Consider the following 25,136-nt stretch of genomic DNA (forward strand, 5'->3'; position numbering starts at 1 on the left):
GGGAGGAATCCAGCAAACGCCGCACCGTACGCGGGTGGATGGCGTCGAAGGTGGAGGAGAAGTACTTCACCGACGCGAACGGCCGGCGCGGGTCCGTGGCCAGCCCCTCCCAGGCGAGGAAGGAGTTGGGCAGCGCCTCGATCAGACCGGGCCGGTTCCTGACGAAGAACTTCGCGACGTCCTCCGGGTCGTGGTTGTTGACCAGGATCGTCGGCATACCCTTCATCAGCACCAGCGCCATCGCAGCGAACAGCCGCGAATGGACGAACGGGATACTGATCGCGACCGTCTCCCGCCGCCGCATCAGCGCCAGCATGAACAGCTGCGGGCGCAGCCGGGTACGCATCGTCCGCGCGGTGTGCACCACCAGCTTCGGCAAACCCGTGGTGCCCGAGGTGTGCGTGATCATCGCCGGCTCGTCGAGGCCCTGGAACACCGGCCGTACGGGCGGCGAACCGGCGAGCCGTGCCAGCGACGACACCCCGCGGCCCGCGCCGGCCACGCCGATCACCGACGCGGTCAGCTCGTCGAGCGGCAGGCCGGCCAGCTCGTCCAGCTTCGGGCCGTCGGTCAGCAGATGCGGGCGGCGCGGCTGCCGCCTTCCGGCCGGTGCGCCCGAACCGCCCGAACCGCTCGAACCACTCGAACCACTCGGCCCGTGCAGCCGCTTGAGCAGCGTCGCGACCGTGGGCGCCGGGAGGGCGGGGGAGAGCATGACGGGGATCGCGCCGAGGCGGGCGGCGGCGGTCGCCAGCAGCCAGGCGTCGAAGTTCGCCCGCTTGTAGACGACGACGTGGCTCCCGGCCCGTACGCCGGCCGCGGCAAGACGGTTCGCCAGGTCCGCCGCGTACGCCGCCACTTCGGCCACCGTCAGCCGGCGCCCGGCCTCCGGCAGCACGTCGAGGTCGTGGTCGAGGGCGAGCAGCGTGGCGCCGTGCTTCACCGCGGCCCGCTCCGGCACCGTACCCAGATAGAGGCCGTGTTTGTGGTTCGGATTCCGGCTCATGATGCCCTCCACCCAGACCGGCGTCACCTTCTGTCACCGAGGGCGCCGGTACACCCTCGAAATGCGCGCCGACAGTGTGGGGTGGTGGACTTGGCCGCCAACCGGAGATGACTTGGCACCCGGTTGAGCATTCGTCACGGGAAAAGCGACATACAAGACACGCCTGACCTCTCAGGCGCCCTGGCGGAGGTGTGAGGCTGTGTTTGATTTACGTTTCGATTCACGGTGTACGGCGCACGAGGGCGCCGGCCGCGGCTCCGGGGGGCCGTGGGCCCGTCACGCGGTGACCGAACGTGACGTACCCGCGGCCCCGTCGGCTCCGTCGGCTCCGTCGGCTCCGCTCAGGTGGGCAGGACGCAGCCGGTGGACGCCGTGGCGAACGGCTCGCCCGACGGCGTGAGCGCGCCGGTCTCGGCGTCCACGGTGAACACGCCGATGTTGTTACCGCGTTCGTTTGCCGAGAAGAGCAGCGCGCCGTCGGGCGACAGCGTGATGTGCCGCGGCCAGTTGCCGCCGCACGGCACGGCGTCCTGCAGGGCGAGCGCGGCGCCGTCGCCCTCGACGGCGAACCGGGCGACGCTGTCGTGGCCGCGGTTGGAGAGGTAGACGAACCCGCCGTCCGCCGAGATCGTGATCTCCGCCGGTGCGTTGCCGCCGGGGTCCACGTCGTCGGGGAGGGTCGACCAACTCTCCAGCCGGGTCAGCTCGCCGCTCGCCGCGTCGTGGGAGTACGCGGTGACGGTGCTGTCCAGCTCGTTGGCCACGTAGGCGTGCGTGCCCCCGGGGTGGAACACCATGTGCCGGGGGCCGGCGCCCGGCACGGACTTCACCTCCGAGACCGCCGAGAGGGCGCCGCTGCCGGTGTCGAGGGCGTAGGTGTAGACGGAGTCGGTGCCGAGGTCCACGGCGTAGACGAAGCCGCCGGCCGGGTCGGTGATGATCTGGTGCGCGTGCGGCCCCTCCTGGCGGTCCGGGTCGGGCCCCGAACCGGTGTGCTGGACGAAGCCGGTGCGCTCGCCGACGCTGCCGTCGGCCTCGATGACGTGCACGGCGACGCTCCCGCTGTTGTAGTTGGCGCTGAGCAGATGGCCGCCCTCGGGGTGTACGGAGAGGTGCGTGACGCCCGCGCCGCCGGTCGACTGCACGTCACCGAGGGCGCTCAGCGCGCCCTCCGCGCCGATGGCGTACGCCCGCACCCCGTCATCGGTGCCGCCGTTGACGACGGAGTAGAGCACGTCGCCGGAGGAGGAGAGGGCGAGGAAGTCGGGGTCGGTGACGTCGCCGAAGCCGCCGTCGGTCTCGGTGAGCGCGCCGGTGGCGGTGTCGTACGTGCAGGCGATGATGCCCCGGCCGTAGGTGCCCAGGTAGAGCGGGTTGAGGGCGAGGGCGAGGGCGAGGGCGGGGGCGGCGCGGCCGGCGGTGGGGCGGCTGGCCTGCGACGGGCCGGCGTGGGCGGCGCCGACGCCTATGCCCGCGGCGCCGAGCGCGCCGGCGCCGAGGGCGCCGAACAGCAGGGAGCGGCGGCTCGCGCCGGGACGTACGGGGTGGTTGCCGCTGTGGGACGGCATGAGAGACCTCCAGTGGGGGATGGAGTGACGAGTAGGTGGCATGTCCCGGCCATGAGCATGCCGGGCGTCCCCGGGCGGGTCAACGGCGCCCCGGGGCACCCCTCTGCCTCACCAGCCCCGCACCCCCGCCGCCTCCGCCGCGATCGTCGTCGACTCGCCGTGCCCGGTGCGTACGACCGTCTCCGCCGGCAGCGTCAGCAGCCGCGCGCGGATCGACGCCTCAATCGTCGGGCGGTCGGAGTACGAGCGGCCGGTGGCGCCCGGGCCGCCGTGAAAGAGGGTGTCGCCGGTGAAGACGGTGCCCAGGTCCGGGGCGTACAAGCAGACCGCGCCCGGCGCGTGGCCCGGCGTGTGCAGGACCGTCAGGTCCGTGCCCGCGACCGTCAGCCGCTGGCCGTCGGCGAGGCCGGCGTCCGGGGCGCGGTCGGGGTGGGTCATGTCCCACAGCACCCGGTCGTCGGGGTGGAGCAGGACGGGGGCGCCGGTCCTGTCGGCGAGCGCGGGGGCGGCGTCGATGTGGTCGTCGTGCGCGTGGGTGCAGACGACGGCGGTCAGTCGGCGGTCGCCGACGGCGGCGGCGATGGCGTCGGCGTCGTGGGCCGCGTCGATGACGAGCGCCTCGGCGTCGTCGCCGACGATCCACACGTTGTTGTCGACGTCCCAGGTGCCGCCGTCGAGCGAGAACGTACCGGAGGTGACCAGGTGGCCGATCCGCGCGCGGCTCACAGGACGACCACCGAGCGCAGCACGTCGCCCGCCTGCATGCGCGCGAAGGCCGCCTCCACGCCGTCGAGTTCGATGGTCTCGGAGACGAAGGCGTCGAGGTCGAGGCGGCCCTGCCGGTAGAGGTCGATGAGCATGGGGAAGTCGCGGGACGGCAGGCAGTCGCCGTACCAGGATGACTTCAGCGCGCCGCCGCGCCCGAAGACGTCGAGCAGCGGCAGCTCCAGCCGCATCTCGGGCGTGGGCACGCCGACGAGGACGACGGTGCCGGCCAGGTCGCGGGCGTAGAACGCCTGCTTGTACGTCTCCGGGCGGCCGACCGCCTCGATGACGACGTCGGCGCCGTTGCCACCGGTCAGCTCGCGCACCGCCTCGACGGGATCGGCGGCGCGGGCGTCGACGGTGTGGGTGGCGCCCAGGCCGGTCGCGGTGGTCAGCTTCCGCTCGTCCACGTCGATCGCGATGATCTTCGCCGCCCCGGCCAGCCGCGCCCCCATGACCGCGGCACCGCCGACGCCGCCGCAGCCGATGACGGCGACGGAGTCGCCGCGGCCCACGTCGCCGGTGTTGAGCGCCGCGCCGAGGCCGGCCATCACGCCGCAGCCGAGCAGACCGGCCACCGCGGGGGACGCCTCGGGGTCGACCTTCGTGCACTGGCCGGCGGCGACGAGGGTCTTCTCCGCGAACGCACCGATGCCCAGCGCCGGCGCCAGCTCGGTGCCGTCTTCCAGGGTCATCTTCTGCGCCGCGTTGTGGGTGTCGAAGCAGTACCAGGGCCGCCCGCGCTCACACGCCCGGCACCGGCCGCACACCGCACGCCAGTTGAGGATCACGAAGTCACCGGGCGCCACCCCGGTAACACCGTCGCCGACCGACTCCACCACACCGGCGGCCTCGTGGCCGAGGAGGAACGGGAAGTCGTCGTTGATGCCGCCCTCCCGGTAGTGCAGGTCGGTGTGGCACACACCGCACGCCTGCACCGCCACCACCGCCTCCCCCGGTCCGGGATCGGGCACGACGACGGTCTCGATCCGCACCGGCTCGTTCTTCGCGCGCGCGACGACGGCTCGTACGTCCTGGGGCATGAACCTGCTCCGTTCCAACGCTGGCGGGCCTCATACAGTACGTCCCGTACCCGGGCCCGACACGGGAGGCGGGGACGGCGGTTCCGACGCGCTGCCCATGCCTCGGCCGCAGCCGCGGCATGCGGCCATCGCCGAGGGCCCGCGGACCGCGCTCGCGCGGTGCACCGCCCCGTCCCCTGGACGCTCCGCACCCGCCACGGAATCACTCCGCACTCGTGTCGGCCGTCACCAGGGCCCACACGCACTTGCCGACTCCACGACGCTTCTCCACGCCCCAACGGTCCGACAGGCCGGACACCAGCGCCAGCCCATAGCCACCGGATTCGTCCGGCGCCCGGGGCACCGGCGGCTCGTCGGAGGCATCGTGCACCTCGATGCGCACCCCGTCGTTCAACGGGACGAACCGGGTCTGGATCTCCCGCCCCGGCGGCACCCGCGCGTGCACCACCGCGTTCGCCACCAACTCCGACAGCACCGACACCGCCGCGAACTCCACCTCGGCCATGTCCCACCGGGCCAGCGTCTTGCGCAACTGTGCCCGCGCCAGCCCCACACACCGGCGATGCCGCCGCCAGTGCCACACCACCTCGTGCTTTCGGTCGGAAGTCGGCTGACGCATCGCCAGTTCTGGCATCACTCATCGCCTCGCAGATCCATGGTGTCCGACGCCGTAAGGCGGCGCCGCCCAGGATCAGCGTTACCGACGAGAAAGACCGGGACAACGAGAAGTCTGTCCGCTGTTGTCCGCACTGCTGCGGACGCCACGAAAGAACGACGTTGAGGGAGGAGCGCATCTACACGAACCAGTGGCTGAACATGGACCTATCAGGTGAGCACGTGGACGTGGATGGCGAAAGTGCCGAGAGCTTCTTTCTGCAGGGGGTAGATTTCACGGATGGCGCTCATCAACTCGTCTCGGGACTCGTCGGTTCCTGCGATCGCTGCCGGGTACTCGGAGTCGAGTAGTGCGGTGAACGAAGGAAACTCGTTTATCACCGTGATGCGGGTCAGCAGGGTATCGGCGCCGGAGTTGAGGCGCAGTAGGTCGCCGCTCGTCATTTTCCGGCTCGGCTCGTCCAACGTCGTCACCGTCGAGGTGGACGAGGCCAGCGGGCAGGATGCGCGGACCCGGCTGACGGCGGTCGGGTTCGATCCGCTGGTGGTGGTGGGGGACGGTGCCCGGGGATACGCTCCGCGGGCTCCATACGATCGGGTGATGGCCACCTGCTCGACCGGCCGCATTCCTCCTGCGTGGATCGAGCAGACACAGCCGGGTAGAGTGATCGTCGCCCCCTGAGGGCCGGTCTACGGCGGGTCGGGGCCGTTGGCGCCGGCCGCAAGGGGACGACCATTCTCCAGGTAGCGGGGAACCCGGTCCTTGAGCGCCGCCAGGGCCTGGGCGGTGCGGAGACCGGCACGGTGTCGCAACTGCTTCAATGCATGGGCTGACTCGAAGAATTCACACGCGGATAGTTCGTGATCACGAGGATAAAGGCGGGAACGTTGCTGTTCGGTGAGTGTGCCGCCATCGAAGATGAAGGCCAGTTGGTCGTCCCACGGGCCGTGTGGAGAAACCCAGTCCACACACAGTACGCCGAGCAGCGGGACGGTGAGGCCAAGCTCCTCGTTCAGCTCCCGCCTGGCGGCGTCGTGCGGCGACTCATTCGCTTCCGCCATACCGCCGGGCAGGTCCCATCCCTCCTTGTAGGTCGGCTTGACAAGGAGCAGACGTCCGGCATCGTCGCGGAACAGCACGTCCGCGGCCACACGTTTGCGTGCCTGTTTGGCATTCCCCTCCGCAAGGTAAGAATCCCATTCGGCGCTACCCGGTACGGGATGCTTGGTCACGTGACATTACCTCCGATCGCGGGCGATGCGTCGATACCTGCGAACAGAATCGCTCGTTGCCGGCTGACCGCTACGAGACGGTCGAGTAGATCGTTCACCCTCTGGTTGGCCTGATATGGGCTCAGCGCACGGGCTAGATCGTTGAGCTGCTTGGTGGCTCGCTTGGACCCGAGCGCCTGGCAGGCGCCGAGCAGTTCGTGTCCCACGGCACAGGCTGCATCGAGTTCTCCCTGCTGGATTCTGATCAGGGTGAGTGAGATCTGCCCGAAGACCCGGCTACGAGCCCGATCTCCGGTGCGGAGGGAAACCGCGCGCTCGGCCTCTGTGACCGCGGCGGTGAGCTTGCCGAGGTCTTGCAGCGACAGGGCCGATTCGCTCGCGAGGGCCGCGGCGTCAAAGCTGCTGGTCCATCGGGAGGGGGCGTTGTGCGGGGAAGTGGCCAACCCGTCGTGCGCCTCGTCGAGGGCACGCTGTGTGGCGTCGGTCTCGCCTAGCTTGGCGCGTGCCCGTGCTTCCATGGCGTACAGCCGGGAGGAGAGTGCGGGGGCCCTGAGGTTGATATTGCCACTGCTGCGTCCGGCTTGCGCCAGCGATACGGCCTCGTTGGGGCGGCCAGTCTGGAGTGCAAGGTGACTCATGCTTGCCATGATGTTCGCGCCCAGTGTCAGATCATTGCCTGCTTGTGCAAGGGATAACGCCTTCCCAAAATGCTCTCGGGCACGGGTAATCATGCCCCGAGTCGTGAGCCATCCATCCGGCCAGTTCGGTCAGCGAAGCTGCGGCCAGGAGAGTTTGCTCAGGTTCGCGGTCCTCCTTGCTGCCGAAGATCCGTGGGCCAACATTGTGATGCAGGTAATGGAGAACGGATCCGGTGATCCGTCAACCGAGTGGGACCGCCACGGAGGGCAACCTTCTGCGGCTACCGGCCCCGGCACGGTCCTCCCGGGGTCAAGCGCAGTCGGGACAGCGTGCTCGACGTCAAGGTTCTTGGGACTGGGTCCAGAGGGCGGAGATGGGGAGGCAGGTCAGCCCGGCACCGAAGCTGAGGGATTCGGTGCCGCAGTAGAGGACGAAGCCGGCGTGGAAGCGGTCGCCCAGGCGGCGCTGGAGGAAGCGAAGGCCCCTGAAGTCGTCGGTGCGGGCCGTTTCGGCGGCCTTGACCTCGATGCCGATGACGCGCCCGGTGGGGTCTTCGAGGATTGCGTCGACCTCGTTTTGGTCCCGGTCGCGGTAATGGTGGAGCGTGGCGCGGGTGTCGGACCAGGTGAGCTGGCGGGCCAGCTCGCCGAGGACGAAGTTCTCCAGCAGTGGCCCGGCGGCGCCGTTCTTGGCTGCTCTTCCGAAGAGGAAGCCGGCCATGCCGGAGTCGGTGAACATCACCTTGGGCGTGGCGACGGCGCGGGTAGTCAGATTTGTCGACCATGCCGGGACCAGACGGACCAGGTAAATCGTCTCCAGTATCGACACGTACGACTTGACCGTGGGTGAAGTGACGCCGAGTTCGCTCGCCATGCGGTGCATGTTGAGAAGTCCGGTGGTTTGCGCGGCTAGCAGGGATACGAGGCGGCGCATGTCGTCCGCCCTCGCGATGTCGGCCACCTGCTTGACGTCACGGGCCATCAGATCGGCCAGGTAGCTTTCGAAGAACCGGTTTCGCCGGCGGGGGGCGTCGCGGCGGACCGCCTCCGGGTAGCCGCCGCGCAGCGCCCGGTTGAGGTAATCGCGGCGGATCAGTCCGGCCTCGGTGGCACGCAGCTCGGCTCCGGCGGCGAAGGCCGCGTCGACGAATCCGTCCGGGGTGCCTTCGATCTCCCCTTGGGAAAGGGGCCAGAGCTCGATCGTCTCGGCGCGGCCAGGCAGTGCGTCGGTGACGCTGCTGAGGCCGAGCAGTCGCGCCGAGCCCGTGAGGAGAAAGCGGCCAGGGCGCGGATCGCGGTCGACCATGTGCTTGATCGCCAGCCAGAGGTCGGGGATGCGCTGGACCTCGTCGATGAGCATGAGTCCTTCATGCCGGACGAAGGCCACGGGGTCGGCGTCGGCAGCGGCACGCGTGCCGGGGTTGTCGAGGTAGCGGGCGAGCCCGCCTGTGCCGGAGCGCAGCACGCGCTCCGCGAGGGTGCTCTTGCCGACCTGGCGTGCGCCATTGATCACGACGACCCGGGTATCTGTGAGGGCTTCGTCCACGAGAGCCGCCGCTCGGCGGGGGAGGTAGCCGTCTGCGTTCCGCACGCCGTCCACGGTAGCAGTGAATTTAAATCTGCCGAGTAGGCGGCTTTAAATCTGCCGGAAGTATCACGGGGGATCTGCGCGATCTGCGGGGCGCGCCATCGGCGCGCACACCACCAGTGAGCTGGGCAGTTCCCCTCTTTCTGGGCTTGGTCCGGTGTGACGGGCATCCGAGATCACGGGCTACGTCCCCGGGAGGATGTCCATCATGGAGCATGGGGGAAGAAGTCGCGTTATGGTGCCCCGGCCCGGCGTCTTCGCCGTCCCGCGCGGTGCGGGCGGCTGTCGCTGACAGGGCGGGTCGGGGGCCGAGGTGGTGGCCGGTAGCGGACCGGTTCGTCGGCGGGTTGTGTGCCCGTACCCGGTCTCAATTTCCCATGCCCGCCAGGGCGTTGACCCCGGGCGGCAAGAGGCTTACGTTGACAGGGCACAGTCAGTAAGCGCTTTCTTCTAGGTTTGGGAGACCGCTGTGCCCACCCCCCACCGCCGCACGACCCTGCGGGCCGCCCTCGTCGCAGCCGCCGCCGGATGCCTGCTCGCCGCAGCCCCGGCGCCCGCGCCCGCCGCCGCGCCCGCCGCCGAGCGCCTCGTCCTCTTCGACGGGACCTCCACCGAGGGCTGGAGCCAGGCCGGACCCGGCGGCTTCACCCTCGCCGACGGCGCGCTCACCTCGTACGGCGGGCTCGGGCTCCTCTGGTACTCCGACCGGGAGTTCGGCCAGGACTACCACCTGACGCTCGACTGGCGGGTGGCCGGCGACGACAACTCCGGCGTGCACCTCGGCTTTCCCGCCGGCGAGGACCCCGCCATCCGCAACAGCGGCTTCGAGGTCCAGATCGACGCCACCGACTCCCCCGACCGCACCACCGGCTCGGTGTACGGGTTCCAGTCGCCCGACATCGACGCCCGCGACGCCGCTCTCAAGCCGCCGGGAGAGTGGAACACCTTCGATCTCCGCGTCGACGGCGACCGGCTCACCGTGCACCTCAACGGCGTGGAGATCAACGACTACACCGACACCGTCCCGGAGCGCCGCCTCGGCCCCGGCCACATCGGGCTGCAGAACCACGGCGACGGGGACGAGGTCTCGTTCCGGAACATCGTGATCGAGGTCTTTGGCAAGTGACGAGCAGGCGGGGACCGTCGTCCCGCCGTACCGCCTCCACCATAGGGAGCCTCATGAGCCGCACGATCAAACCCCTGTCCCTCGTCGCCGCCCTCACCGTCCTGCCGGCCTTACTGGTGGCGACGCCCTCCGCCGTGGCCGCGCCCGAGCCCACCGGCACGAGCGCCGCCAACGCGGCCGGGTTCACCCGCACCGCGCTGGTCGACTCCGACCTCGCCGATCCCTTCGAGCTGGCCGTCACGCCGGACGGGCGGGTGCTCTGGGCGCAGCGCACCGGTGAGCTGAAGATCGTCGACCAGGAGACGCGGGAGATCACCACCGCGTACGACTTCGACTATCCGCTGGAGTTCACCGTCGAGTCCGACGGGCTGCTCGGGCTCGCGCTCGACCCGGCCTTCGCGGAGAACAACTGGCTCTACGTGATGCACTCCGACAAGGCCGAGAAGAAGGTCGACATCTCCCGGTTCACCCTCGACGGCAACCAGCTCGACCCCGCCTCTCAGAAGGTCCTGCTGTCCATCCCCACCTGGCGCTACGAAGCCCGGGCCAACGTGCACATGGGCGGCTCGCTGACCTTCGACAGCAAGGGCAACCTGTACGCCGCCACCGGAGACAACACCGACCCCTTCGCGTCCGACGGCTTCTCGCCGATCGACGAGCGCGACGGCCGGCACGTCTTCGACGCGCAGGCCACCGCCGCCAACACCAACGACCTGCGCGGCAAGGTGCTGCGCATCAAGCCCACCGAGGGCGGCACCTACACGATCCCCACGGGCAACCTCTTCAAGAAGGGCGAGAAGAAGACCCGTCCGGAGATCTACGCGATGGGCTTCCGCAACCCGTTCCGTATCGCCGTCGACCCCGCGACCGACGCGCTGATGGTCGGTGACTACGGCCCCGACTCCCGCGAGGCGAACCCGGACCGCGGCCCGGCGGGCATCGTCGAGTACAACCTGATCTCGCAGGCCGGCAACATGGGCTGGCCGTACTGCGTCGGCGACAACATCCCGTTCAACGACTACGACTTCGCCGCCGCCACCTCCGGCGCGAAGTTCGACTGCGGCGCGCCCGTGAACGAGTCGCCGAACAACACCGGCAAGACGCAGCTGCCCCCGGCCACCGCCGCGCAGGTCTGGTACTCGTACGCGGCCTCCGCCGAGTTCCCGCAGCTGGGCACCGGCGGCGGCGGTCCGATGGGCGGCCCGGCGTACGACTTCGACCCGGACCTCGACAGCGCGACGAAGTTCCCCGAGTCGTACGACGGCAAGTGGTTCAACTTCGAGCTGACCCGCAAGTGGTTCAAGACGTTCTCGTACGCGGACGGCGAGCTGCAGGCGATCGACCCGGTGTTCGAGGGCATGAGCTGGATCCAGCCGTTCGACGCCCACTTCGGCCCCAACGGATCGCTCTACGTCATCGACTTCGGCGAGGGCGTCGGCGTCGGCCGCGGCGGCACCAACACGAATGCCGGCATCTACCGCATCGACTACGTAGCGGACGGAGCGGCCGAATAGGCGCGGCCGGAAACCGGCCGTCAGGCGCGCCGCCGGGCGATTCTTCCGCCCGGCGGCGCCCCGGCGGCGCAGGATGGTGGGCGCAACGCGCAGGCGTACGCGCACGCGCACCCGCTCTCTGACGCCGCAGGAGCAGACGATGAAGTTTCAGTCCAGGGTCGAGCCCCCGGAGCCGATGAAGGGCCTGGAGATTCCGCCCGAGGTGGTGGAGTCGCTCGGCGGGGGCAAGCGTCCGCCGGTGACGATCACGCTGAACGGGCACGTGTGGCGCAGCCGCATCGCGATCATGCGCGGTCGCTACCTCATCGGCCTGAGCCAGGCCAACCGACAGGCGGCGGGGGTGGAGACGGGCGACGAGGTCGAGGTCGGGCTGGAGCTGGACACCGAGCCGCGCGCGGTGGTCGAGCCCGAGGAGCTGACCGGCGCCCTCGACGCCGAACCGGAGGCCCGGATCGCGTACGACAAGCTGCCCCCGGGGCGTAAGCGGCAGTACGTGCTCGCGGTCGAGGGGGCGAAGAAGCCCGAGACCCGGCAGCGGCGGGTGGAGAAGATCGTCGCGGAGCTGCTGGGCCGGTCCGGGAAGTAGCCCGCAGCCAGTCCCGGCTAGCCCGCAGCCAGTCCCAGCCAGCCCCGGCTAGTCCAGCACCGCGATGTCCAGGTCGCGCAGCCGGCCGGGCTCGGCCACCAGCTCGATCGCGGTGATCCTGCCCCCCTCCAGGGTGAACCTGAACGCGACGAGCGTGCGGGACATCCGTCGCCAGACCGCGCCCACCGACCCGCCGACCAGCGCGAGCTGCGCGGCCTGCGCGCCGCCGGAGAAGATCTTCGCCACCCCCTGCGCGCCGTGCGTGGCCTGCTCCGCGCCGATGCGCACCGCGGCGGCGTCGGCCCGCATCGCGACGTCCGGTGCCAGCAGCTGCAGCAGCCGGTCGAACTCGCCGTTGCGCGCGGCGATGAGGAACGCGCTCACGACCTCGTGCTGGCGGCGCAGGTCGGGCAGCGGCGCCGCGCCCTGGACGCGGCGGCGGGCGCGGCTGGCGAGCTTCCGCGTCGCCGCCGGGCTGCGCTCGATGACCGCGGCGATGTCGGGGAACGGCACGGCGAACATGTCGTGCAGCACGAAGGCCAGCCGCTCGTCCGGCTCCAGCGTGTCCAGGATGACCAGCAGCGCCATCCCCACCGAGTCGGCCAGCAGCGCGGCCTGCTCGGGGTCCGCGCTCTCGTCCGCGGGGGCCGCGGGGGCGGGGTCGGCCTCATCGTCGAACAGCACCGCGCGGCGGCTGCGGGCGCGCAGGACGTCGAGGCAGACGCGCCCGACGACGGTGGTGAGCCAGGCGTCGAGGTTGTCGACGGACTCCGCGCCGTAGCGGTGCATCCTGATCCACGCCTCCTGCACGGCGTCCTCGGCCTCCTCGGCCGAACCGAGCATGCGGTGGGCCACGGCCTGCAGCCGCGGGCGCTTCTCCTCGAAACTGCGGGCCAGCCGCTCGCTCTCGTGCATGACCACGTCCGTCGTCCCTTTCCGTCTCTACTTCCGGTGCCGCCGCGCGGCGCGAGCGCCGTCGGTCACATCATCGCGCCGGCGGACGTCGTAGCAGTGAAGCACGGGACCGTCCGCGTGCACGGATGCGGCCGTCACACCCGTCTGCCGCCGGACGTCGTAGCAGTGTGCACGTCGGAATCCGGCGCCACGTGATTCCATAAGGAGCGAATTACCCCATGCAACCGCGAATGCAGAACCCGGCCATGGTTCTCGATGCCATGCGGCCCGTCGGGGACATCTTCAAGGCCGCCCATTCCGGCGGGGTTCCGAAGACCACGCTCGATCTCGTGCACCTGCGCGCCAGCCAGATCAACGGGTGCAGCGCGTGCGTCGATTCCGGCACCCGCAATTCCCGTAAGAGCGGCGAGACCGAGGAACGGCTTTCCGCGGTCGCCGCTTGGCGGGAGGCGCCGTACTTCACCGACGCGGAGCGCGCCGCGCTGGCGCTGACGGAGGCCGCCACCAGAATGGCCGACCGCAGCGACCCGGTGCCCGACGACATCTGGAACGAGGCCGCCGAGCACTACGACGAGAAGGGGCTTGCGGCCGTCGTCCTCACGATCGCCGTGACCAACCTGTTCAACCGGCTGAACGCGACCACCAAGCAGGTCCCGCAGGACTGGAGCTCCTGACCGGGTGCTCCCGGGCGCCGTCCCGGTCCGCGGTGCGGCGGACCGGGCCGGCCGCCGGCCGGCCGGTGTGTGGCGCCGTGGAGCGGGGGCATCACCCGGGCAGCGGCCGCAGGGCGACGGCGGCACTCGCCATCATCAGGATCAGGGCGACCACCACGAGCAGCAGGGCGGCGGTCAGCGCCCAGGCGCGCCCGCGGTTGACGCGCCGCAGGGCGAGGATCGTGTCCACCTTCGCGCGGTTCCACTCGTCCGGGCCGGAGCGGACGTGGGGCTCCAGCAGCCAGGTGAGGTCCGCCGCGCCGGCGTGCGGCAGCCGTACCGGCACGTTGACGAGCAGTCCCAGCACCGCGGCGAGCACCAGCATGACCAGGGCCGCCACGAGCAGGCGCTGAGCCGTTCCCGGGAACGTCACGGACCGGCCGCTCGCGGCCAGGGCGACTGCGCCGGTGGTGATGCCGACGAGGGTGCCCGAGGCCGAGATGACGGCCATGCCGCGGGCTTCGAAGGAAGCCTTCTTGGCGCGCTCCTCGGCCAGCTGCTCGGCCACCAGGGCGGAGACCTGCTGGAGGCGCGTCTCCTGGTTCATGTACGCGCCCTTCCGGGGGCCTCGGGTGCTCGTACGGGGACGGGGCGGGCGTCGGCCGTGCCGGCCGTCATGACCGCTCGTACCCGTGGTTCAGGACGTGCGGCGGCGGATCGCCCAGGACGGTCAGCGGCCAGGCCAGCCCCCGCGGCTCGCGGAGGCCGGGTTCCCGCAGGCCGGTCAGCCCGAACTCCCCGGCGGCGCCGGCGACGGCCTGGTCGAGCCGCAGCTCCCGGCCGAGTGCGTCGAGCCGGCCCTTCACCCGGCCGATCCGGTCCTCGTTGGCCGCCGCCTCGGCCCGGGCCGCCGCCAGCCGCCGCGGGGCCTCGTCCTGCCCGGGTCGGCCGCTGTTCAGCCCGGCCAGCGTCCGGCGCAGCCTGCGCGGCAGCCTGCCGGGCGACTCCGTCGCGACGAGGGCCCGCAGCAGTGCTCGTGCGGAAACCCACTCGTCGTTCGCGATCGGGTCATCACGTTCGACGCGCTCGGCCATCCACAGGCACAACCCGGCCTCCGCCGGGGCGAGCCGTTCGGCGAACACCTTGAGGTCGTCGCTCAGGCGGCGCTTCTGCGCGGCCCAGCTCGCGCGGGCGTTGGCGGCGGGTAAATGCGACCGTCCCACGAAGTCGCGGAGGCGGTGGCGGGCTTCGAGAGCCGCGACGAGCTCCGCGTCCGCCTGGTCGATGCGGGGAAGGACGTGCTCGATGCGCGTCATGATTCTCTTTAAGAGGTCGTACACGCTGCCGACGTCCGTCAGGGTGACGGCGGACGCGCTCCGTTGCTCCAGGTCGACGATCACGGCACACGGCACGAGGGATTCGGGTATCCCGAGGAAGCGCTGCATGGCGGAGACCGCGAGCGTGAGGGCACGTTGATGCTCCTCCAGGGCGTGCGGCAGGACGCCGGTCGCCTCGGCGACCAGCCGCGGGGCCAGGCCCGCCGCCGCTTCGGCTTCCCCGTCCGGCTGCACCACCGCCCCGCCCCGCAACGCCGTCCCCATCCGTACGGCCCCCGGTGACTCGCGGGACGACAGGAACAGCCGCCTGCTGTGGCCGCCCGCCTCCTCCACGCCCCGCACCGAGAAGGTCTCGGGACCGTAGAACGCATGCGGGTGCTCCGCGGAGAGGTGGAGTCTCCGGGGCGAGGGGGAGAAGACGGCGATGGGGCGGCCTGTCAGGTCGTCGATGTCGCTCCAGTGCTGGAAGAAACCCCGCTGCAGGTCCGGCGCGTCGGCGGTGCGGGCGAGCAGGAACACCATTCCGGCGTAACCGCCCTGGCTCAGGGTGCGGAAGGGCAGGGACAGGAAGCTCTCGACGGACAGGGCGGCATCGGATGAGTACATTCGCATCCCTCGGCCGGACACCGGACAGTGGCCAGAAGGATAGGAGACGAACCATTGACTGTGCAGCCGGACAGGGCGAGTTCACGCCCGGCCGCTGTCCTGCGGCCGGCCGGCGGCTGTACGCCGAACTCGGTGTCGAACTTGACCAGCGGGCCGGGCTCACCGGCGAAGGGGCCGCCCGGCGGCCCTTTCGGTAGTCGTCCCCGCAACCGGGGGCGCCGGCTACGTCAGTCGATCTTCCGTAAGAGCGGTGACGAAGTCGGCGAACGCCCCGCGGTCAAAGGTGAGCACGGGACCCGACAGGTCCTTCGAGTCCCGTACGCCGACGCTGTCCGCGCCGAGGTGGGCAACCGGTCCGGATCGTCGATCACGTCACCGATTCGGACACCGGTGAGTCCTTCACGTCCGACGAAGCTCCCGGCTTCGAGGGGATCGCCGACTCCGGCCGAGGTCTGCTCATCGTCGACAAGCTCGCCGAGAAATGGGGGGCGAACCCGCTGCGCGGCGGCACCCTCGCCTGGGCCCGGCTGACGATCCCCCCTTTTTTTGGCTGAGCATTGGGACCGTTGACGTCCTCCCCTCCTTCAGCTGGTGGAGGGGATTTCTGGCTCAGGCCTCAAGGCCCGTCGGGGGCTTGAGCGTTGGGAGCGGCCGCGTGTGAGGATGCTGCTGTGCTGGATGAGATCGACGCGGTGGACTGGGGTTCCATACCGGGCCACCCTGACTGGTATGAACCGGGACGTGCCGCTCGCGGTCTGAGTACCCTGGCCGCGGCAGCGAACCTGGTACAGTCGGCGGAGGCAGGCGCCCTGCTTGCTGGCGGCGGAATTGTTCAGGGTCACAGCGCCGCTGTCCTCCCAGCGGCTGTGGTTGCGACCCCGCTGCTTCTGGACATTGCGCAGCAGGGTCATCCGGCGGCAAGGGACACCGCGTTGGGGCTGCTTGATGAGGCTCTGTCCTGCTCTCCGCACGCTGGGTACACGCGGGTGACGGCTCCTGACGGCACCGCGGTTCCCATCTGCTGTGCCATCGCCCACCAGCTGCGGGCCCGCACCGATTTCCTCGTCGGGCTGGGTAAGAGGGGCAAGTCACTGCGGGCCGTCGCGGCCGAGCACTGGTGCTTCGAGATCCGCGAGTGTGTCGCCGACAGCGGCGGCACAGCAGCCTGCGGCATCTTGGTCGGCTGTCTCCCCGACGGCGTGCATGCAGCGGAAATGCATCATGCGGGTGCGATAACCGTGCTGAGCGAACTCACCCTCGAATACCCGCCCGCAGAGGACTCACCCGAAGCATGCCTGCGGGTGTTCGCCCGGCATCCGGGCGAACTGCCACCAGGTGCCGTGCTGTTTCCGGCGGAGTGCGGTGAGCGCGTGCACTGACCGGTACGAGTGCTTCAGAAGGTGCTGGTGCAGGTATCGGCTGCTGTCATGACGCGGCAAGACGCCTCCGGCAGATCAGGGCGCGTCCGCGGGTGAGGAAGGCTTTATGAATATCGCGGATCTCCCGACGGATCAGCAGGCGGCGGAACGGTGGAGAGCGCTCTGCCCACCACGGTGGGTGGTTACGCTGCGGGGAACGGCCCGTCAAGAGAGCGCGCATGGGTGCGTGGTCTGGGAGGCGGGAACGCGCCACATGTCCGGGTTCGTGTGGCAGTTGGGCGAGGGCGCGCCGCTACGGCCCGGGGGCGCCCGCGCCCGTATGCCGCGGGCTGCCCGCGCCCGCGATCGGTTTCCTCTGGGCCGTACGCTCCTGGTACGTGCCCTCTGCGCCGCCGTACGTACCATGCCCCGATGCAGGGATCTGACCTCACGCCGTACTGGAACACCAACGTCGCCCGCCACCCGGGCATCCTGCGCGCCGTCCCCGACGGCTGCCGCGACGCGCTCGACGTCGGCTGCGGCGACGGCCTCCTCGCGCGCAAGCTCGCCGCCCGCGCGCAGCGGGTCACCGGCGTCGACAGCTCCCCGCAGATGGTCGCCCGGGCCCGCGAACTGTCCGCCGGCCGGCCCGGGATCGGCTTCGTCGAGGGCGACTTCCTCACAGCCGACCTGCCCGCCGCGGCGTACGACTTCGTCTGCTCGGTCTCCGCCGTGCACCACATGGACTTCGCCGCCGCCCTCGCCCGCATGCGCGACCTGCTGCGCCCGGGCGGCGTCCTCGTCGTCGCCGGCCTCGCCCGCGAGGCGACGCTCGCGGACTGGGCCTTCTTGGTCGCCGCCGCGCCCGTCGTACGGGTCACGAAGGTGCTGCGCCGCGCCACCGGCCCGGCCGGGATGCCGGCCGCCGACCCGCGGATGAGCTACGGCGAGGTCCGCGCCGAGGCGCGCCGGCTCCTCCCCGGCGTGCGCTACCGCCGCCACGTACTGCGCCGCTACACCCTCACGTGGCGCGCCCCGGCCCCGGCCGTCGCCCGCTGACCGGGCCCCTGACCGGCCCCCTGACCGGGCCCGTGGCCGGACCCCTGACCCGGCTCCGCGCCCGCTGACCGGCCCCGCCGGCGCGCGCGTTCACCTGCCCGTCACGTTGCGCGGGCTACGATCCGCAACGTCATCGACAAACTCGAAGCCAAGGCCGTCATCACAGCCACCCCGAAGACCAGCCGGACCGACCGGTCGAAGACCGGCCCCACCCGCCCACGTCCCAACCGTCCCGCGCCCAGGCGACGCGGGATTCCCTCCCCGGTCAGGCCCACCGGCCCGGCCGGAAAGCGTCCGGAGGGACACGCACCAACGGACCGGACCCGGCTGCCCCGCGCAGCCCACCGGCACCAGGACGTGACCACGATCAGCACACCCACCACCGGCCACCGGCCACGCGGAGCAGCACTCGGCGCAGGATTCCATCTCCACGCCCACGCCACCCCGCCCAGGTGGACACAACCCACACCGAACCCCACAGTTCGCACGGGTTCGCTTAGCTGATCTGAGACGCTGGCCGGCATGCCGACCCACCGCACCAGCGCGCCCCTGCCCCCCTTCGACCCCGCGGAAGCGGAGGTCGTGATGCTCCCCGAGGCCCCCGAAGCCGGGTACTGGACCGGCTGCCCCGGGGTGCTGTACGAGCCGGAGCGGGGCCGCTGGCTGCTCACGTACCGCCGCCGGCGCCCCCGCGGCCACGCCGGGGGCGAGCGCGGCTGGCGCTGTGCGGTCGCCGTCAGCGACGACGGGGTGGACTTCACCGACGTGTGGACGGTCGAGAGCCGGCAGTTGGGGACCGACTCGATGGAGCGCTTCAGCCTCCTGCCCAGCCCCGGCGGCTACCAGCTCTACCTCAGCTACGTCGACCCCGCCGACGCGCGCTGGCGCATCGACGTCGTCGATGCAGCCGCACCCGACGCCTTCGACGTCGCCGAGGTCCGCCCCGCGCTCACGGCCGCCGGCACCGGCACCGAGGGGGTCAAGGACCCGTACACCCTCCGGCACGGACCGCTCACCTACCTCTTCGCCAGCTACGCGCGCGCCGGGCTCTCCGCCGCCGACGCCGCCCGCGCGCACGCCACCGCCGACATCTACAACACCGGCGTCACCACCCACCCCACGGGCCTCGCCGTCTCCATCGACGGCGGCGCGACTTTCGCCTGGCAGGGCGAGGTCATGCCCACCGGCAGCGGCTGGGACGCCTTCCAGACCCGGCTCAACTGCGCCGTCCCGCTGGGCCCCGGGGCCGGCTGGCTGGCCTTCTACGACGGTGCCGCCTCCCACGAGGAGAACTACGAGGAGCGCTGCGGCCTGGCGCTCTCCCACGACCTGCGCACCTGGCACCGGCTCAGCACCGAGGGACCGTGGGCGACGGTCCCGTACGGCACCGGCTCGCTGCGCTACGTCGACGCGGTCGTCGCCGACGGGACGTGGCACATCTACTTCGAGGCCGCGCGCCCCGACGGTGCGCACGAACTCCGCCTGGCGCGCGTGCCGGTGAGCTGAACCCGCAACTGTGACCGTGCTGTGTCCGACGGAGTGACGCCGGTCACAGCCGGGGGGACATCCGTCCTGCTCGACTGGGCGGATGCGCCCCGCGACTTGGCTGACCCGCCTACTCCGCACCAGCCCTCTCGGCCCTCTCGACTCTCGCGGCCGTCTCGTCCCGCTCGCCCTCGCCGCCGTGCTGCCGCTCGCCGCGTGCGGCACCGGGACCGCCGACGCGACCGTGGGCGCCGGGGCCCCGACCGCGCCCGGCGACCCGTCGCCGGTCGAGGTCGACGGCGTGGCCATCACCCGTGTCCACACGGCGGCGGACGGCGCGGAGCCCGAGCGCGTGGACTTCGAGATCGCCAACCGCGGGTCGGAGGCGATGACGTACACGGTCACCTTCGAGGTGCGGGACCCGTCCGGCGAGGTGCTGTCGCACCCGGAGAAGACCGTGGAGTCGGTGCCGGCCGGCCGCACCGTGCCGGCGCAGGCCGACGTCGCCGAGCCGATGGCGCCCGGCGGTGCGACGCAGGTGCAGATCGGCGAGGTGCACAGCGTCCCGGCGGACGAGGCGCCGTCAACAGGCGGGCCGTGCCCGCCCGCGGGGGTGCGGCTGTACGCCGACAGGGGCGACGCGGCGATGGGCCTGCGCGTCGTCGGGCTGCACCTGGAGAACTGCGGCACCGGCGTCCACCGGCTGAACGGCTATCCGCGCCTGCAACTCCTCGACGAGGACCACGAGGTCGTCTCCGGCGTACGGATCCACCGCGGCGGCGCCGCGATCGCCTCCGGCACCGGCGCCGATAACCCGCCCCGCGCGCTGGCGCTGCGGCCGGGGGAGGGGGCGATGACCCTGCTGGTGTGGCGCAACACCGTCAAGGCGGGTGAGGCGGTCAACGTCCCGTACGTACGGGTGTGGGCGAAGGCCGGCGCCGCGCCGGTGACGGTGACGCCGGAACTGGACCTCGGCACGACGGGAGAACTCGGCGTCGGCGCCTGGCAGAAGCCCGGCTGACCCGAACCACGCCCGCGGTCAGACCACCGGTGAACCCCGGTCAGCCACCAATCAACCCCGCACTCCCATCCAAGGGTAGGCCCGCCCAGTGACATCGATGAGACGGCAGACAAGAAGCCGTCAATCCGACAACCGTGCACGATGATTGGGGGGCGCGATGCGCGCGCCTTGGCAATCTCTGCTGTGTGCACTGCGGCAGTGATGGGAGTGACCGCAAGCTCGGTGACGGCGACCGCCGACGGTGAAACCGGATCAGGAGGGGGAGTTTCCGCCGCGAGCCGCGATGATCTGACGATCAAGACCCACCTTCTATGCGTGCCCTATATGTCGATGGCTGCCTCCGGGTCCACCCCGGCCTCGTATCGGCCGGTGAGGACTCGTTCCCTCAGGTGTTCGACGTAGAGGGCGGTCTTTATCTCCAGCGGGAAGTCGGGCGGCCAGATCCGTCGCTCGTAGCGGAAGCGGTGGCCACGGAAGGAGAAGTGGGTCTCCGCGTGGACTGACAGCCCTCTGGCCACGACGGCGAAGTGCTCCAGCCGCCCGCCCGCGAAGCCCGGGGGTTGCGCCGGGACGAAGAGTTCCTCAAGCCCGTCGCGTGCGAGGAAACGGAAGCGTTCGACGTACTTGTCCCGGGTCTCGTCCACGTCCACGGGTACCATCCTCCGACACCTTATGCCATCGAACTCGGATTCTCGCCCAGCGCAGTTGTGGACCGCGCTGGTGACCGATCCGAGAACGATAGTGGATTGCATGCGCCGGACGTGTGACCAGGTCGATACCGCACTAGATCCAGAGTTACGAGAAGGTGCTGGTCGACTAGAATCCGAAGCCGCAGCACGTCGTCGTCGCCGATGACGTCGGTGGCAGCGTAGAGAAATTCCAGATATGCGCGATAGGTTGGCTCGTAAGCTGATCGGGCCGCGCGTATGCGAGCATCGCGTGACTCTTTATCCGCCACGATCGCCTCGTGGACCACGGTGCGGTAATCGGTCAGCTCGGTGGACAGCCTATCGATGCTCTCCACCACGGAGACAGGCCCCAACTTGCGAACAAGTTCCTCTGCCGGCCCGAAAGCTTCGACAGGTTCGCTCCATACCCGCCGTGCTTCAGAGAGCAGTTCCTCCGTCTCCTGCGGGGTTGCATCGATGGTCAGGGTCGCATGGATGCCAGCTCTGCGGAACAGGTCTAGTCGCCTCTTAAACTGCCCGGCGTAGTTCAAGTAAGCTGCCTTGCGTGAGGCAAGGTCCACGTTCCTGGGTTCTGCGTCCATGTGGTCAGTTTGGTTGGTCTCGCTCGCGGTGTCACGGGCTGCCGAGCCACGTTGATCACACCCGCGGTCCGTGATGACACGGATCTCAGGAGACGGCGACGTTCCAGTAGTACCAGATTGGGGCGATGCCCTCTACGCCGATGTCCCCGGCGTAAACAGCGTCACTGCCCGGCGCGCCCACCCTCGGCAGGGGTGGCCGTACGTTTCGGCCGCCTACCTCGTGAAGCTACGGGTCCGGTACCTCAGCCCCGACCGCGAGACCTGCCACCCGCCGTCCTCGGCGACCCGCCACTCCGGGCCCGCCACCGGCGCGTACGTGTCGCCGGTGATCGTCGTGTCGATCTCCGTCACCGACAGCGTCGTGGCGTGTGCCAGCGCGGCCCGGTAGACCTCCCCGCCGCCGATCACCCACACCGTGTCGGACGCGGCCGGCTCCGCCGGCTCGGCGGCGGCCAGTTCCAGGGCCTCGGCCACGGACCCGGCGCGTACGGCGCCGTCGGCGGCCCACCGTGGGTCGCGCGTCACCACGATGTTGCGCCTGCCGGACAGCGGGCGGAACCGCGGCGGCAGCGAATCCCACGTCCTGCGTCCCATCACCACCGGGTGCCCAAGGGTGGTCGCCTTGAAGTGCGCCATGTCCTCGGGCAGCCGCCACGGAACGGCGTTGTCCGCCCCGATCACGCCGTCGCGGGTCTGTGCCCAGATGAGCCCTGTGTTCATACCGCGACCGGGGCCTTGATGGCCGGGTGGTGCCGGTAGTCGTCCACGTCCACGTCTGCGTAGGCGTAGTCGAAGAGCGAGTCGGCCCGGCGCAGCCGCAGCTTCGGGAACTCGTACGGGCTGCGCGACAGCTGCTCCGTCACCTGCTCGACGTGGTTGTCGTAGATGTGGCAGTCGCCGCCGGTCCAGATGAAATCACCCGGTTCGAAGCCGGCCTGCTGCGCCACCATGTGCGTGAGCAGGGCGTAGCTGGCGATGTTGAACGGGACGCCGAGGAACAGGTCCGCGCTGCGCTGGTAGAGCTGGCAGGAGAGCCGGCCCCCGGCGACGTAGAACTGGAAGAAGGCGTGGCACGGCGGCAGCGCCATGTCGCCCAGCTCGGCGACGTTCCAGGCGGAGACGACCATCCGGCGGGAGTCGGGGTTACGGCGCAGGGTGTCGAGGACGTCGCTGATCTGGTCGACGTGCCTGCCGTCCGGGGTGGGCCAGGAACGCCACTGCACGCCGTAGACGGGGCCCAGCTCGCCGTCCGGTCCGGCCCACTCGTCCCAGATGGTGACGCCGTGCTCCTGCAGCCAGCCCACGTTGGAGTCGCCGCGCAGGAACCACAGCAGCTCGTACACGATGGACTTGAGATGCACCTTCTTGGTGGTGATCAGCGGGAACCCCTGGGAGAGGTCGTACCGCAGCTGGTGCCCGAAGACACTTCGGGTGCCGGTGCCCGTCCGGTCGGCCTTGGCCGTCCCGGAGGTGAGCACCAGTCGCAACAGGTCTTCGTACTGGGTGTCCGCCACAGCGGTCGAGTGTACTGCCGCCGACCAGGCAGACCGCGATACGGAACCGCCGCCACCGCCGGTCCTCGACGCGACGCAAAGCGAAGGACGCGACGCGACGCGGCCCCGGGCGCCGTACGGCATCGGCGCCCGGGGCCGCCGCCCTACGCGCGCTGGTGCCGCACCCCGTGCACCGCGGCGATGACCGCCGCCGCGCCCGCCGAGATGCCGGCGATGACGAAGCAGAGGACGTACGCGTCCACGGTCGGCACTTCGGTGCCGTCGATGACCTGCGCCGCCAGCACCGCCGCGGTGGCCGCGCTGGCGATGCTGCCGCCGGCGGTGCGGACGAGGGAGTTGATGCCGCTGGCGATGCCGCTCTGGTCCATCGGCACGTGCTGGACGGCGAGCGTGCCGAGGGCCGCGTAGGCGATGCCGATGCCGAGGCCCTGGATGCCGCTGAAGATCATGATGTCCAGCGCGCTGTCGTGCATGAGCGCCAGCCAGATGTACGCGACGCCCGCGACGACCGAGCCGAGGGCCAGGGTCCAGGCGGCGCCGAGCCGGGCCTCCAGGCGGCCGGAGAGAGCGGAGAAGATCAGCATGGTGAAGGTGCTGGGCAGCATGTAGAGGCCGACGTCCAGCACCGACCCGGTGAGCCCGTAGCCCACCTGGTCCTCGGGCGTCTGGATGAAGTTCGCGATGAGGGTGAAGGCCGCGAACATCGAGAAGCCGAGGAGCAGCGAGGCGAGGTTGGCCGAAAGCGACTTGGGGCCGACCAGGATCTGCAGCCGCACCAGCGGCTCGCGCACCTTCAGCTCGACGGCCACCCACACCGTGCACAGCACGACCGCGGCGGCGAACAGGCCGAGGATGCGGGTGTCGGTCCAGCCCCACGAGTTGCCCTGGCTGATGCCGAGCAGCAGGCTGACCAGCCAGCCGCCGAGCAGGCCGGCGCCGAGGAGGTCGGGACGGCCGCCGGCGCGGCGGCCGGAGTCGCGGGTGCAGAACAGCACGAACAGCAGGCCGACGACGGCCATGGCGGCGGCTATCCAGAAGACCGGGTGGTGGGAGTCGGTGTGGTCGGCGATGAGGCCGGTGACGAGCATGCCGACCGCGCCGCCGACGCCGAGGGTGGCGCTGACGACGCCGATGGCGGTGGTGACCCGCTCGCGCGGGTAGGAGTCGCGGATCATCCCGATGGCCAGCGGGATGACGGCCGCGGCGGTGCCCTGGAGCGCGCGGCCGACGATGAGTACGGCGAGGGAGTCGGACACCGCGCAGATCACGGAGCCGGCGACGAGCAGCGCCATCGTCACCGAGATCATCTTCTTCTTGCCGTACATGTCGCCGAAGCGCGACAGCAGCGGCGTGGCGACCGCCCCCGCGAGCAGCGTCGCGGTGAAGACCCACGAGACGGCGGCGACCGAGATGTCGAACGTCCGCATGAGCTGGGGAAGCATGGGCAGCACCAGCGTCTGCTGCAGCGATACGACGAGGCCGGCGCTGCCCAGCGCCAGCAGCGTCAGGCCGGGGCCGGCCTGGCCGGGCCGGTCGGCGTGACCCTTCTCGGCCAGCGTGGCGGCGGTGTCTGTCATCGGGGTGGACTCCTGCGACGGGAAGTGGGCTTTACTTGACTTACGCAAGCATGTTGCACTTAGTTGAGTCAAGCAAACTTCTTGTAAAGGGATGCCTATGTCCTTCCGGTCACCAGCAGCCGTCCACGTCTCCCCGGACGCGGCCGAGATCGAGCGCGCCCTCAGCCGCATCGCGTATCTGAGCAGCCGGGTCCGGCAGCACGACCGGCTGATGGCGCTGGCCGGGGTGCCGCTGGACCGGGCGGCGGTGGCGCTGCTACGGCAGCTGGAGGACTCCGAGCCGCTGCGCCTCGGCGAGCTGGCGGGGCAGCTGGGGGTGGAGGCGTCGCACGTGACGCGGCAGGTGCAGCAGCTGCAGAAGGCCGGGTACGTCAGTCGCGTCCCGGATCCCGACGACCGCCGGGCGCAGCGCATCCGGCTCACCGAGTCCGGGCGGGAGGCGATCGGGCGCATCCGCGAGGTGGCGTGCCAGGGGATGCAGGTGGCCCTGGCGGAGTGGTCGCCGGAGGACCTGCGGCGGCTCGCGGAGCTGTTCCACCGGATGGTCGACGACTTCGTCGCGCTCGCCGACGGAGGGGCGGCCGAGGGGGAGGGGGCCGGCGTCCCCGGTGACTCCGGCCCGTCCGACGAGGCGGACTCGGCGGGGGCGGGGGCTTGAC

25 protein-coding genes and 3 pseudogenes are annotated in these 25,136 nt (G+C 70.8%); 10 read left to right on the plus strand and 18 right to left on the minus strand.

What is annotated here, in order from left to right:
* From T328_RS23895 to T328_RS23920, 6 genes are all read right to left on the minus strand, one after another.
* Positions 1 to 1,033, minus strand: a 1,033-nt coding sequence (locus tag T328_RS23895) for an AMP-binding protein (RefSeq protein WP_496498203.1), incomplete at its 3' end; no start/stop codon positions are given.
* Between the two features lie 314 nt (positions 1,034 to 1,347).
* The gene (locus tag T328_RS23900; RefSeq protein ID WP_496498204.1) at positions 1,348 to 2,574 is read right to left on the minus strand and encodes a lactonase family protein; all 1,227 of its coding nucleotides are present in this window, start codon (positions 2,572 to 2,574) and stop codon (positions 1,348 to 1,350) included.
* A gap of 108 nt (positions 2,575 to 2,682) precedes the next feature.
* Complete coding sequence (locus T328_RS23905) at positions 2,683 to 3,300, minus strand: MBL fold metallo-hydrolase (protein ID WP_496498205.1); 618 nt, start codon at positions 3,298 to 3,300, stop codon at positions 2,683 to 2,685.
* Positions 3,297 to 4,382 carry an S-(hydroxymethyl)mycothiol dehydrogenase gene (locus T328_RS23910; protein ID WP_496498206.1) on the minus strand — a complete coding sequence of 362 codons (1,086 nt, stop codon included), beginning with the start codon at positions 4,380 to 4,382 and terminating at the stop codon, positions 3,297 to 3,299. The genes T328_RS23905 and T328_RS23910 overlap by 4 nt, the downstream gene beginning before the upstream one ends.
* A gap of 202 nt (positions 4,383 to 4,584) precedes the next feature.
* On the minus strand, positions 4,585 to 5,001 hold the full coding sequence (locus tag T328_RS23915; protein ID WP_496498207.1) for an ATP-binding protein: 417 nt from the start codon (positions 4,999 to 5,001) through the stop codon (positions 4,585 to 4,587).
* Between the two features lie 206 nt (positions 5,002 to 5,207).
* The gene (locus tag T328_RS23920; RefSeq protein ID WP_496498369.1) at positions 5,208 to 5,462 is read right to left on the minus strand and encodes a hypothetical protein; all 255 of its coding nucleotides are present in this window, start codon (positions 5,460 to 5,462) and stop codon (positions 5,208 to 5,210) included.
* Here T328_RS23920 and T328_RS23925 point away from each other — a divergent pair.
* Complete coding sequence (locus T328_RS23925) at positions 5,383 to 5,679, plus strand: hypothetical protein (protein ID WP_496498361.1); 297 nt, start codon at positions 5,383 to 5,385, stop codon at positions 5,677 to 5,679. The two genes, T328_RS23920 and T328_RS23925, sit on opposite strands and share 80 nt — an antisense overlap.
* Positions 5,680 to 5,687: 8 nt before the next feature.
* On the opposite strand, the gene T328_RS23930 is transcribed toward T328_RS23925, so the two are convergent.
* The 3 genes from T328_RS23930 to T328_RS23940 all read right to left on the minus strand — a co-directional run bounded on the left by T328_RS23930 (position 5,688) and on the right by T328_RS23940 (position 8,414).
* On the minus strand, positions 5,688 to 6,230 hold the full coding sequence (locus T328_RS23930; protein WP_496498208.1) for an NUDIX domain-containing protein: 543 nt from the start codon (positions 6,228 to 6,230) through the stop codon (positions 5,688 to 5,690).
* On the minus strand, positions 6,227 to 6,961 hold the full coding sequence (locus T328_RS23935; protein ID WP_496498209.1) for an NsdA family TPR-like regulatory protein: 735 nt from the start codon (positions 6,959 to 6,961) through the stop codon (positions 6,227 to 6,229). The genes T328_RS23930 and T328_RS23935 overlap by 4 nt, the downstream gene beginning before the upstream one ends.
* A gap of 247 nt (positions 6,962 to 7,208) precedes the next feature.
* Complete coding sequence (locus T328_RS23940; RefSeq protein ID WP_496498210.1) at positions 7,209 to 8,414, minus strand: ATP-binding protein; 1,206 nt, start codon at positions 8,412 to 8,414, stop codon at positions 7,209 to 7,211.
* Between the two features lie 634 nt (positions 8,415 to 9,048).
* On the opposite strand from T328_RS23940, the pseudogene T328_RS23945 reads away from it, so the two are divergent.
* The 3 genes and pseudogenes from T328_RS23945 to T328_RS23955 all read left to right on the plus strand — a co-directional run.
* Positions 9,049 to 9,582 (plus strand): annotated as a pseudogene (locus tag T328_RS23945) (3-keto-disaccharide hydrolase); the annotation flags it as partial.
* Between the two features lie 182 nt (positions 9,583 to 9,764).
* A pseudogene (locus T328_RS23950) lies at positions 9,765 to 11,084 on the plus strand (PQQ-dependent sugar dehydrogenase); the annotation flags it as partial.
* 151 nt (positions 11,085 to 11,235) lie between these two features.
* A complete protein-coding gene (locus T328_RS23955) occupies positions 11,236 to 11,682 on the plus strand; it encodes a YdeI/OmpD-associated family protein (protein ID WP_496498211.1) in 447 nt (148 codons plus the stop codon).
* Between the two features lie 48 nt (positions 11,683 to 11,730).
* Here T328_RS23955 and T328_RS23960 read toward each other — a convergent pair whose 3' ends face one another.
* Positions 11,731 to 12,597 carry a sigma-70 family RNA polymerase sigma factor gene (locus T328_RS23960; protein ID WP_496498212.1) on the minus strand — a complete coding sequence of 289 codons (867 nt, stop codon included), beginning with the start codon at positions 12,595 to 12,597 and terminating at the stop codon, positions 11,731 to 11,733.
* A gap of 230 nt (positions 12,598 to 12,827) precedes the next feature.
* On the opposite strand from T328_RS23960, the gene T328_RS23965 reads away from it, so the two are divergent.
* Complete coding sequence (locus tag T328_RS23965; protein WP_496498213.1) at positions 12,828 to 13,271, plus strand: carboxymuconolactone decarboxylase family protein; 444 nt, start codon at positions 12,828 to 12,830, stop codon at positions 13,269 to 13,271.
* A 91-nt stretch (positions 13,272 to 13,362) separates the two neighbouring features.
* Here the strand turns inward: T328_RS23965 and T328_RS23970 are convergent, their stop codons facing one another.
* The 3 genes and pseudogenes from T328_RS23970 to T328_RS23980 form a co-directional block, all read right to left on the minus strand.
* On the minus strand, positions 13,363 to 13,857 hold the full coding sequence (locus tag T328_RS23970) for a hypothetical protein (RefSeq protein ID WP_496498214.1): 495 nt from the start codon (positions 13,855 to 13,857) through the stop codon (positions 13,363 to 13,365).
* 67 nt (positions 13,858 to 13,924) lie between these two features.
* Positions 13,925 to 15,193 (minus strand): hypothetical protein, encoded by a 1,269-nt coding sequence (locus T328_RS23975; RefSeq protein WP_496498215.1) that lies wholly within the window; start codon positions 15,191 to 15,193, stop codon positions 13,925 to 13,927.
* Positions 15,194 to 15,415: 222 nt separating this feature from the next.
* Positions 15,416 to 15,526, minus strand: a pseudogene (locus T328_RS23980) (DUF397 domain-containing protein); the annotation flags it as partial.
* A 338-nt stretch (positions 15,527 to 15,864) separates the two neighbouring features.
* Here T328_RS23980 and T328_RS23985 point away from each other — a divergent pair.
* The 4 genes from T328_RS23985 (at position 15,865) to T328_RS24000 (ending at position 20,116) form a co-directional block, all read left to right on the plus strand.
* The gene (locus tag T328_RS23985) at positions 15,865 to 16,572 is read left to right on the plus strand and encodes a hypothetical protein (RefSeq protein WP_496498216.1); all 708 of its coding nucleotides are present in this window, start codon (positions 15,865 to 15,867) and stop codon (positions 16,570 to 16,572) included.
* A gap of 411 nt (positions 16,573 to 16,983) precedes the next feature.
* Positions 16,984 to 17,610 carry a class I SAM-dependent methyltransferase gene (locus tag T328_RS23990; RefSeq protein ID WP_496498217.1) on the plus strand — a complete coding sequence of 209 codons (627 nt, stop codon included), beginning with the start codon at positions 16,984 to 16,986 and terminating at the stop codon, positions 17,608 to 17,610.
* 522 nt (positions 17,611 to 18,132) lie between these two features.
* The gene (locus T328_RS23995) at positions 18,133 to 19,116 is read left to right on the plus strand and encodes a glycoside hydrolase family protein (RefSeq protein WP_496498218.1); all 984 of its coding nucleotides are present in this window, start codon (positions 18,133 to 18,135) and stop codon (positions 19,114 to 19,116) included.
* Between the two features lie 223 nt (positions 19,117 to 19,339).
* On the plus strand, positions 19,340 to 20,116 hold the full coding sequence (locus T328_RS24000; RefSeq protein ID WP_496498362.1) for a DUF4232 domain-containing protein: 777 nt from the start codon (positions 19,340 to 19,342) through the stop codon (positions 20,114 to 20,116).
* A gap of 320 nt (positions 20,117 to 20,436) precedes the next feature.
* Here the strand turns inward: T328_RS24000 and T328_RS24005 are convergent, their stop codons facing one another.
* The 5 genes from T328_RS24005 to T328_RS24025 all read right to left on the minus strand — a co-directional run bounded on the left by T328_RS24005 (position 20,437) and on the right by T328_RS24025 (position 24,477).
* The gene (locus T328_RS24005; protein WP_496498219.1) at positions 20,437 to 20,775 is read right to left on the minus strand and encodes a hypothetical protein; all 339 of its coding nucleotides are present in this window, start codon (positions 20,773 to 20,775) and stop codon (positions 20,437 to 20,439) included.
* 11 nt (positions 20,776 to 20,786) lie between these two features.
* Positions 20,787 to 21,386 (minus strand): hypothetical protein, encoded by a 600-nt coding sequence (locus T328_RS24010; RefSeq protein ID WP_496498220.1) that lies wholly within the window; start codon positions 21,384 to 21,386, stop codon positions 20,787 to 20,789.
* A gap of 213 nt (positions 21,387 to 21,599) precedes the next feature.
* Positions 21,600 to 22,106 carry a dihydrofolate reductase gene (locus tag T328_RS24015; protein ID WP_496498221.1) on the minus strand — a complete coding sequence of 169 codons (507 nt, stop codon included), beginning with the start codon at positions 22,104 to 22,106 and terminating at the stop codon, positions 21,600 to 21,602.
* Entirely contained in the window at positions 22,103 to 22,900 is a 798-nt protein-coding gene (locus tag T328_RS24020) for a thymidylate synthase (RefSeq protein ID WP_496498222.1), read from the minus strand. Before T328_RS24020 ends, T328_RS24015 begins: the two co-directional genes overlap by 4 nt.
* A 143-nt stretch (positions 22,901 to 23,043) precedes the next feature.
* Positions 23,044 to 24,477: an MFS transporter gene (locus T328_RS24025; protein WP_496498223.1), complete on the minus strand. Its 1,434-nt coding sequence runs from the start codon at positions 24,475 to 24,477 to the stop codon at positions 23,044 to 23,046.
* A gap of 97 nt (positions 24,478 to 24,574) precedes the next feature.
* Between T328_RS24025 and T328_RS24030 the strand changes: the two genes are divergently transcribed.
* Positions 24,575 to 25,135, plus strand: coding sequence for a MarR family winged helix-turn-helix transcriptional regulator (locus T328_RS24030; protein ID WP_496498363.1), 561 nt, complete (start codon positions 24,575 to 24,577; stop codon positions 25,133 to 25,135).
* Position 25,136 lies beyond the last annotated feature (1 nt).

Source organism: Streptomyces sp. CNX435, assembly GCF_059570575.1.

Excerpts from the sequence above, each read along its gene's own strand:
- T328_RS23900 (WP_496498204.1), bottom strand. The coding sequence starts at position 2,574 with ATGCCGTCCCACAGCGGCAACCACCCCGTACGTCCCGGCGCGAGCCGC.
- T328_RS23910 (WP_496498206.1), bottom strand. The coding sequence starts at position 4,382 with ATGCCCCAGGACGTACGAGCCGTCGTCGCGCGCGCGAAGAACGAGCCG.
- T328_RS23915 (WP_496498207.1), bottom strand. The coding sequence starts at position 5,001 with ATGCGTCAGCCGACTTCCGACCGAAAGCACGAGGTGGTGTGGCACTGG.
- T328_RS23925 (WP_496498361.1), top strand. The coding sequence starts at position 5,383 with ATGCGGGTCAGCAGGGTATCGGCGCCGGAGTTGAGGCGCAGTAGGTCG.
- T328_RS23935 (WP_496498209.1), bottom strand. The coding sequence starts at position 6,961 with ATGATTACCCGTGCCCGAGAGCATTTTGGGAAGGCGTTATCCCTTGCA.
- T328_RS23955 (WP_496498211.1), top strand. The coding sequence starts at position 11,236 with ATGAAGTTTCAGTCCAGGGTCGAGCCCCCGGAGCCGATGAAGGGCCTG.
- T328_RS23960 (WP_496498212.1), bottom strand. The coding sequence starts at position 12,597 with ATGCACGAGAGCGAGCGGCTGGCCCGCAGTTTCGAGGAGAAGCGCCCG.
- T328_RS23965 (WP_496498213.1), top strand. The coding sequence starts at position 12,828 with ATGCAGAACCCGGCCATGGTTCTCGATGCCATGCGGCCCGTCGGGGAC.
- T328_RS23970 (WP_496498214.1), bottom strand. The coding sequence starts at position 13,857 with ATGAACCAGGAGACGCGCCTCCAGCAGGTCTCCGCCCTGGTGGCCGAG.
- T328_RS23975 (WP_496498215.1), bottom strand. The coding sequence starts at position 15,193 with ATGTACTCATCCGATGCCGCCCTGTCCGTCGAGAGCTTCCTGTCCCTG.
- T328_RS23990 (WP_496498217.1), top strand. The coding sequence starts at position 16,984 with ATGCAGGGATCTGACCTCACGCCGTACTGGAACACCAACGTCGCCCGC.
- T328_RS23995 (WP_496498218.1), top strand. The coding sequence starts at position 18,133 with ATGCCGACCCACCGCACCAGCGCGCCCCTGCCCCCCTTCGACCCCGCG.
- T328_RS24005 (WP_496498219.1), bottom strand. The coding sequence starts at position 20,775 with ATGGTACCCGTGGACGTGGACGAGACCCGGGACAAGTACGTCGAACGC.
- T328_RS24010 (WP_496498220.1), bottom strand. The coding sequence starts at position 21,386 with ATGGACGCAGAACCCAGGAACGTGGACCTTGCCTCACGCAAGGCAGCT.
- T328_RS24015 (WP_496498221.1), bottom strand. The coding sequence starts at position 22,106 with ATGAACACAGGGCTCATCTGGGCACAGACCCGCGACGGCGTGATCGGG.
- T328_RS24025 (WP_496498223.1), bottom strand. The coding sequence starts at position 24,477 with ATGACAGACACCGCCGCCACGCTGGCCGAGAAGGGTCACGCCGACCGG.
- T328_RS24030 (WP_496498363.1), top strand. The coding sequence starts at position 24,575 with ATGTCCTTCCGGTCACCAGCAGCCGTCCACGTCTCCCCGGACGCGGCC.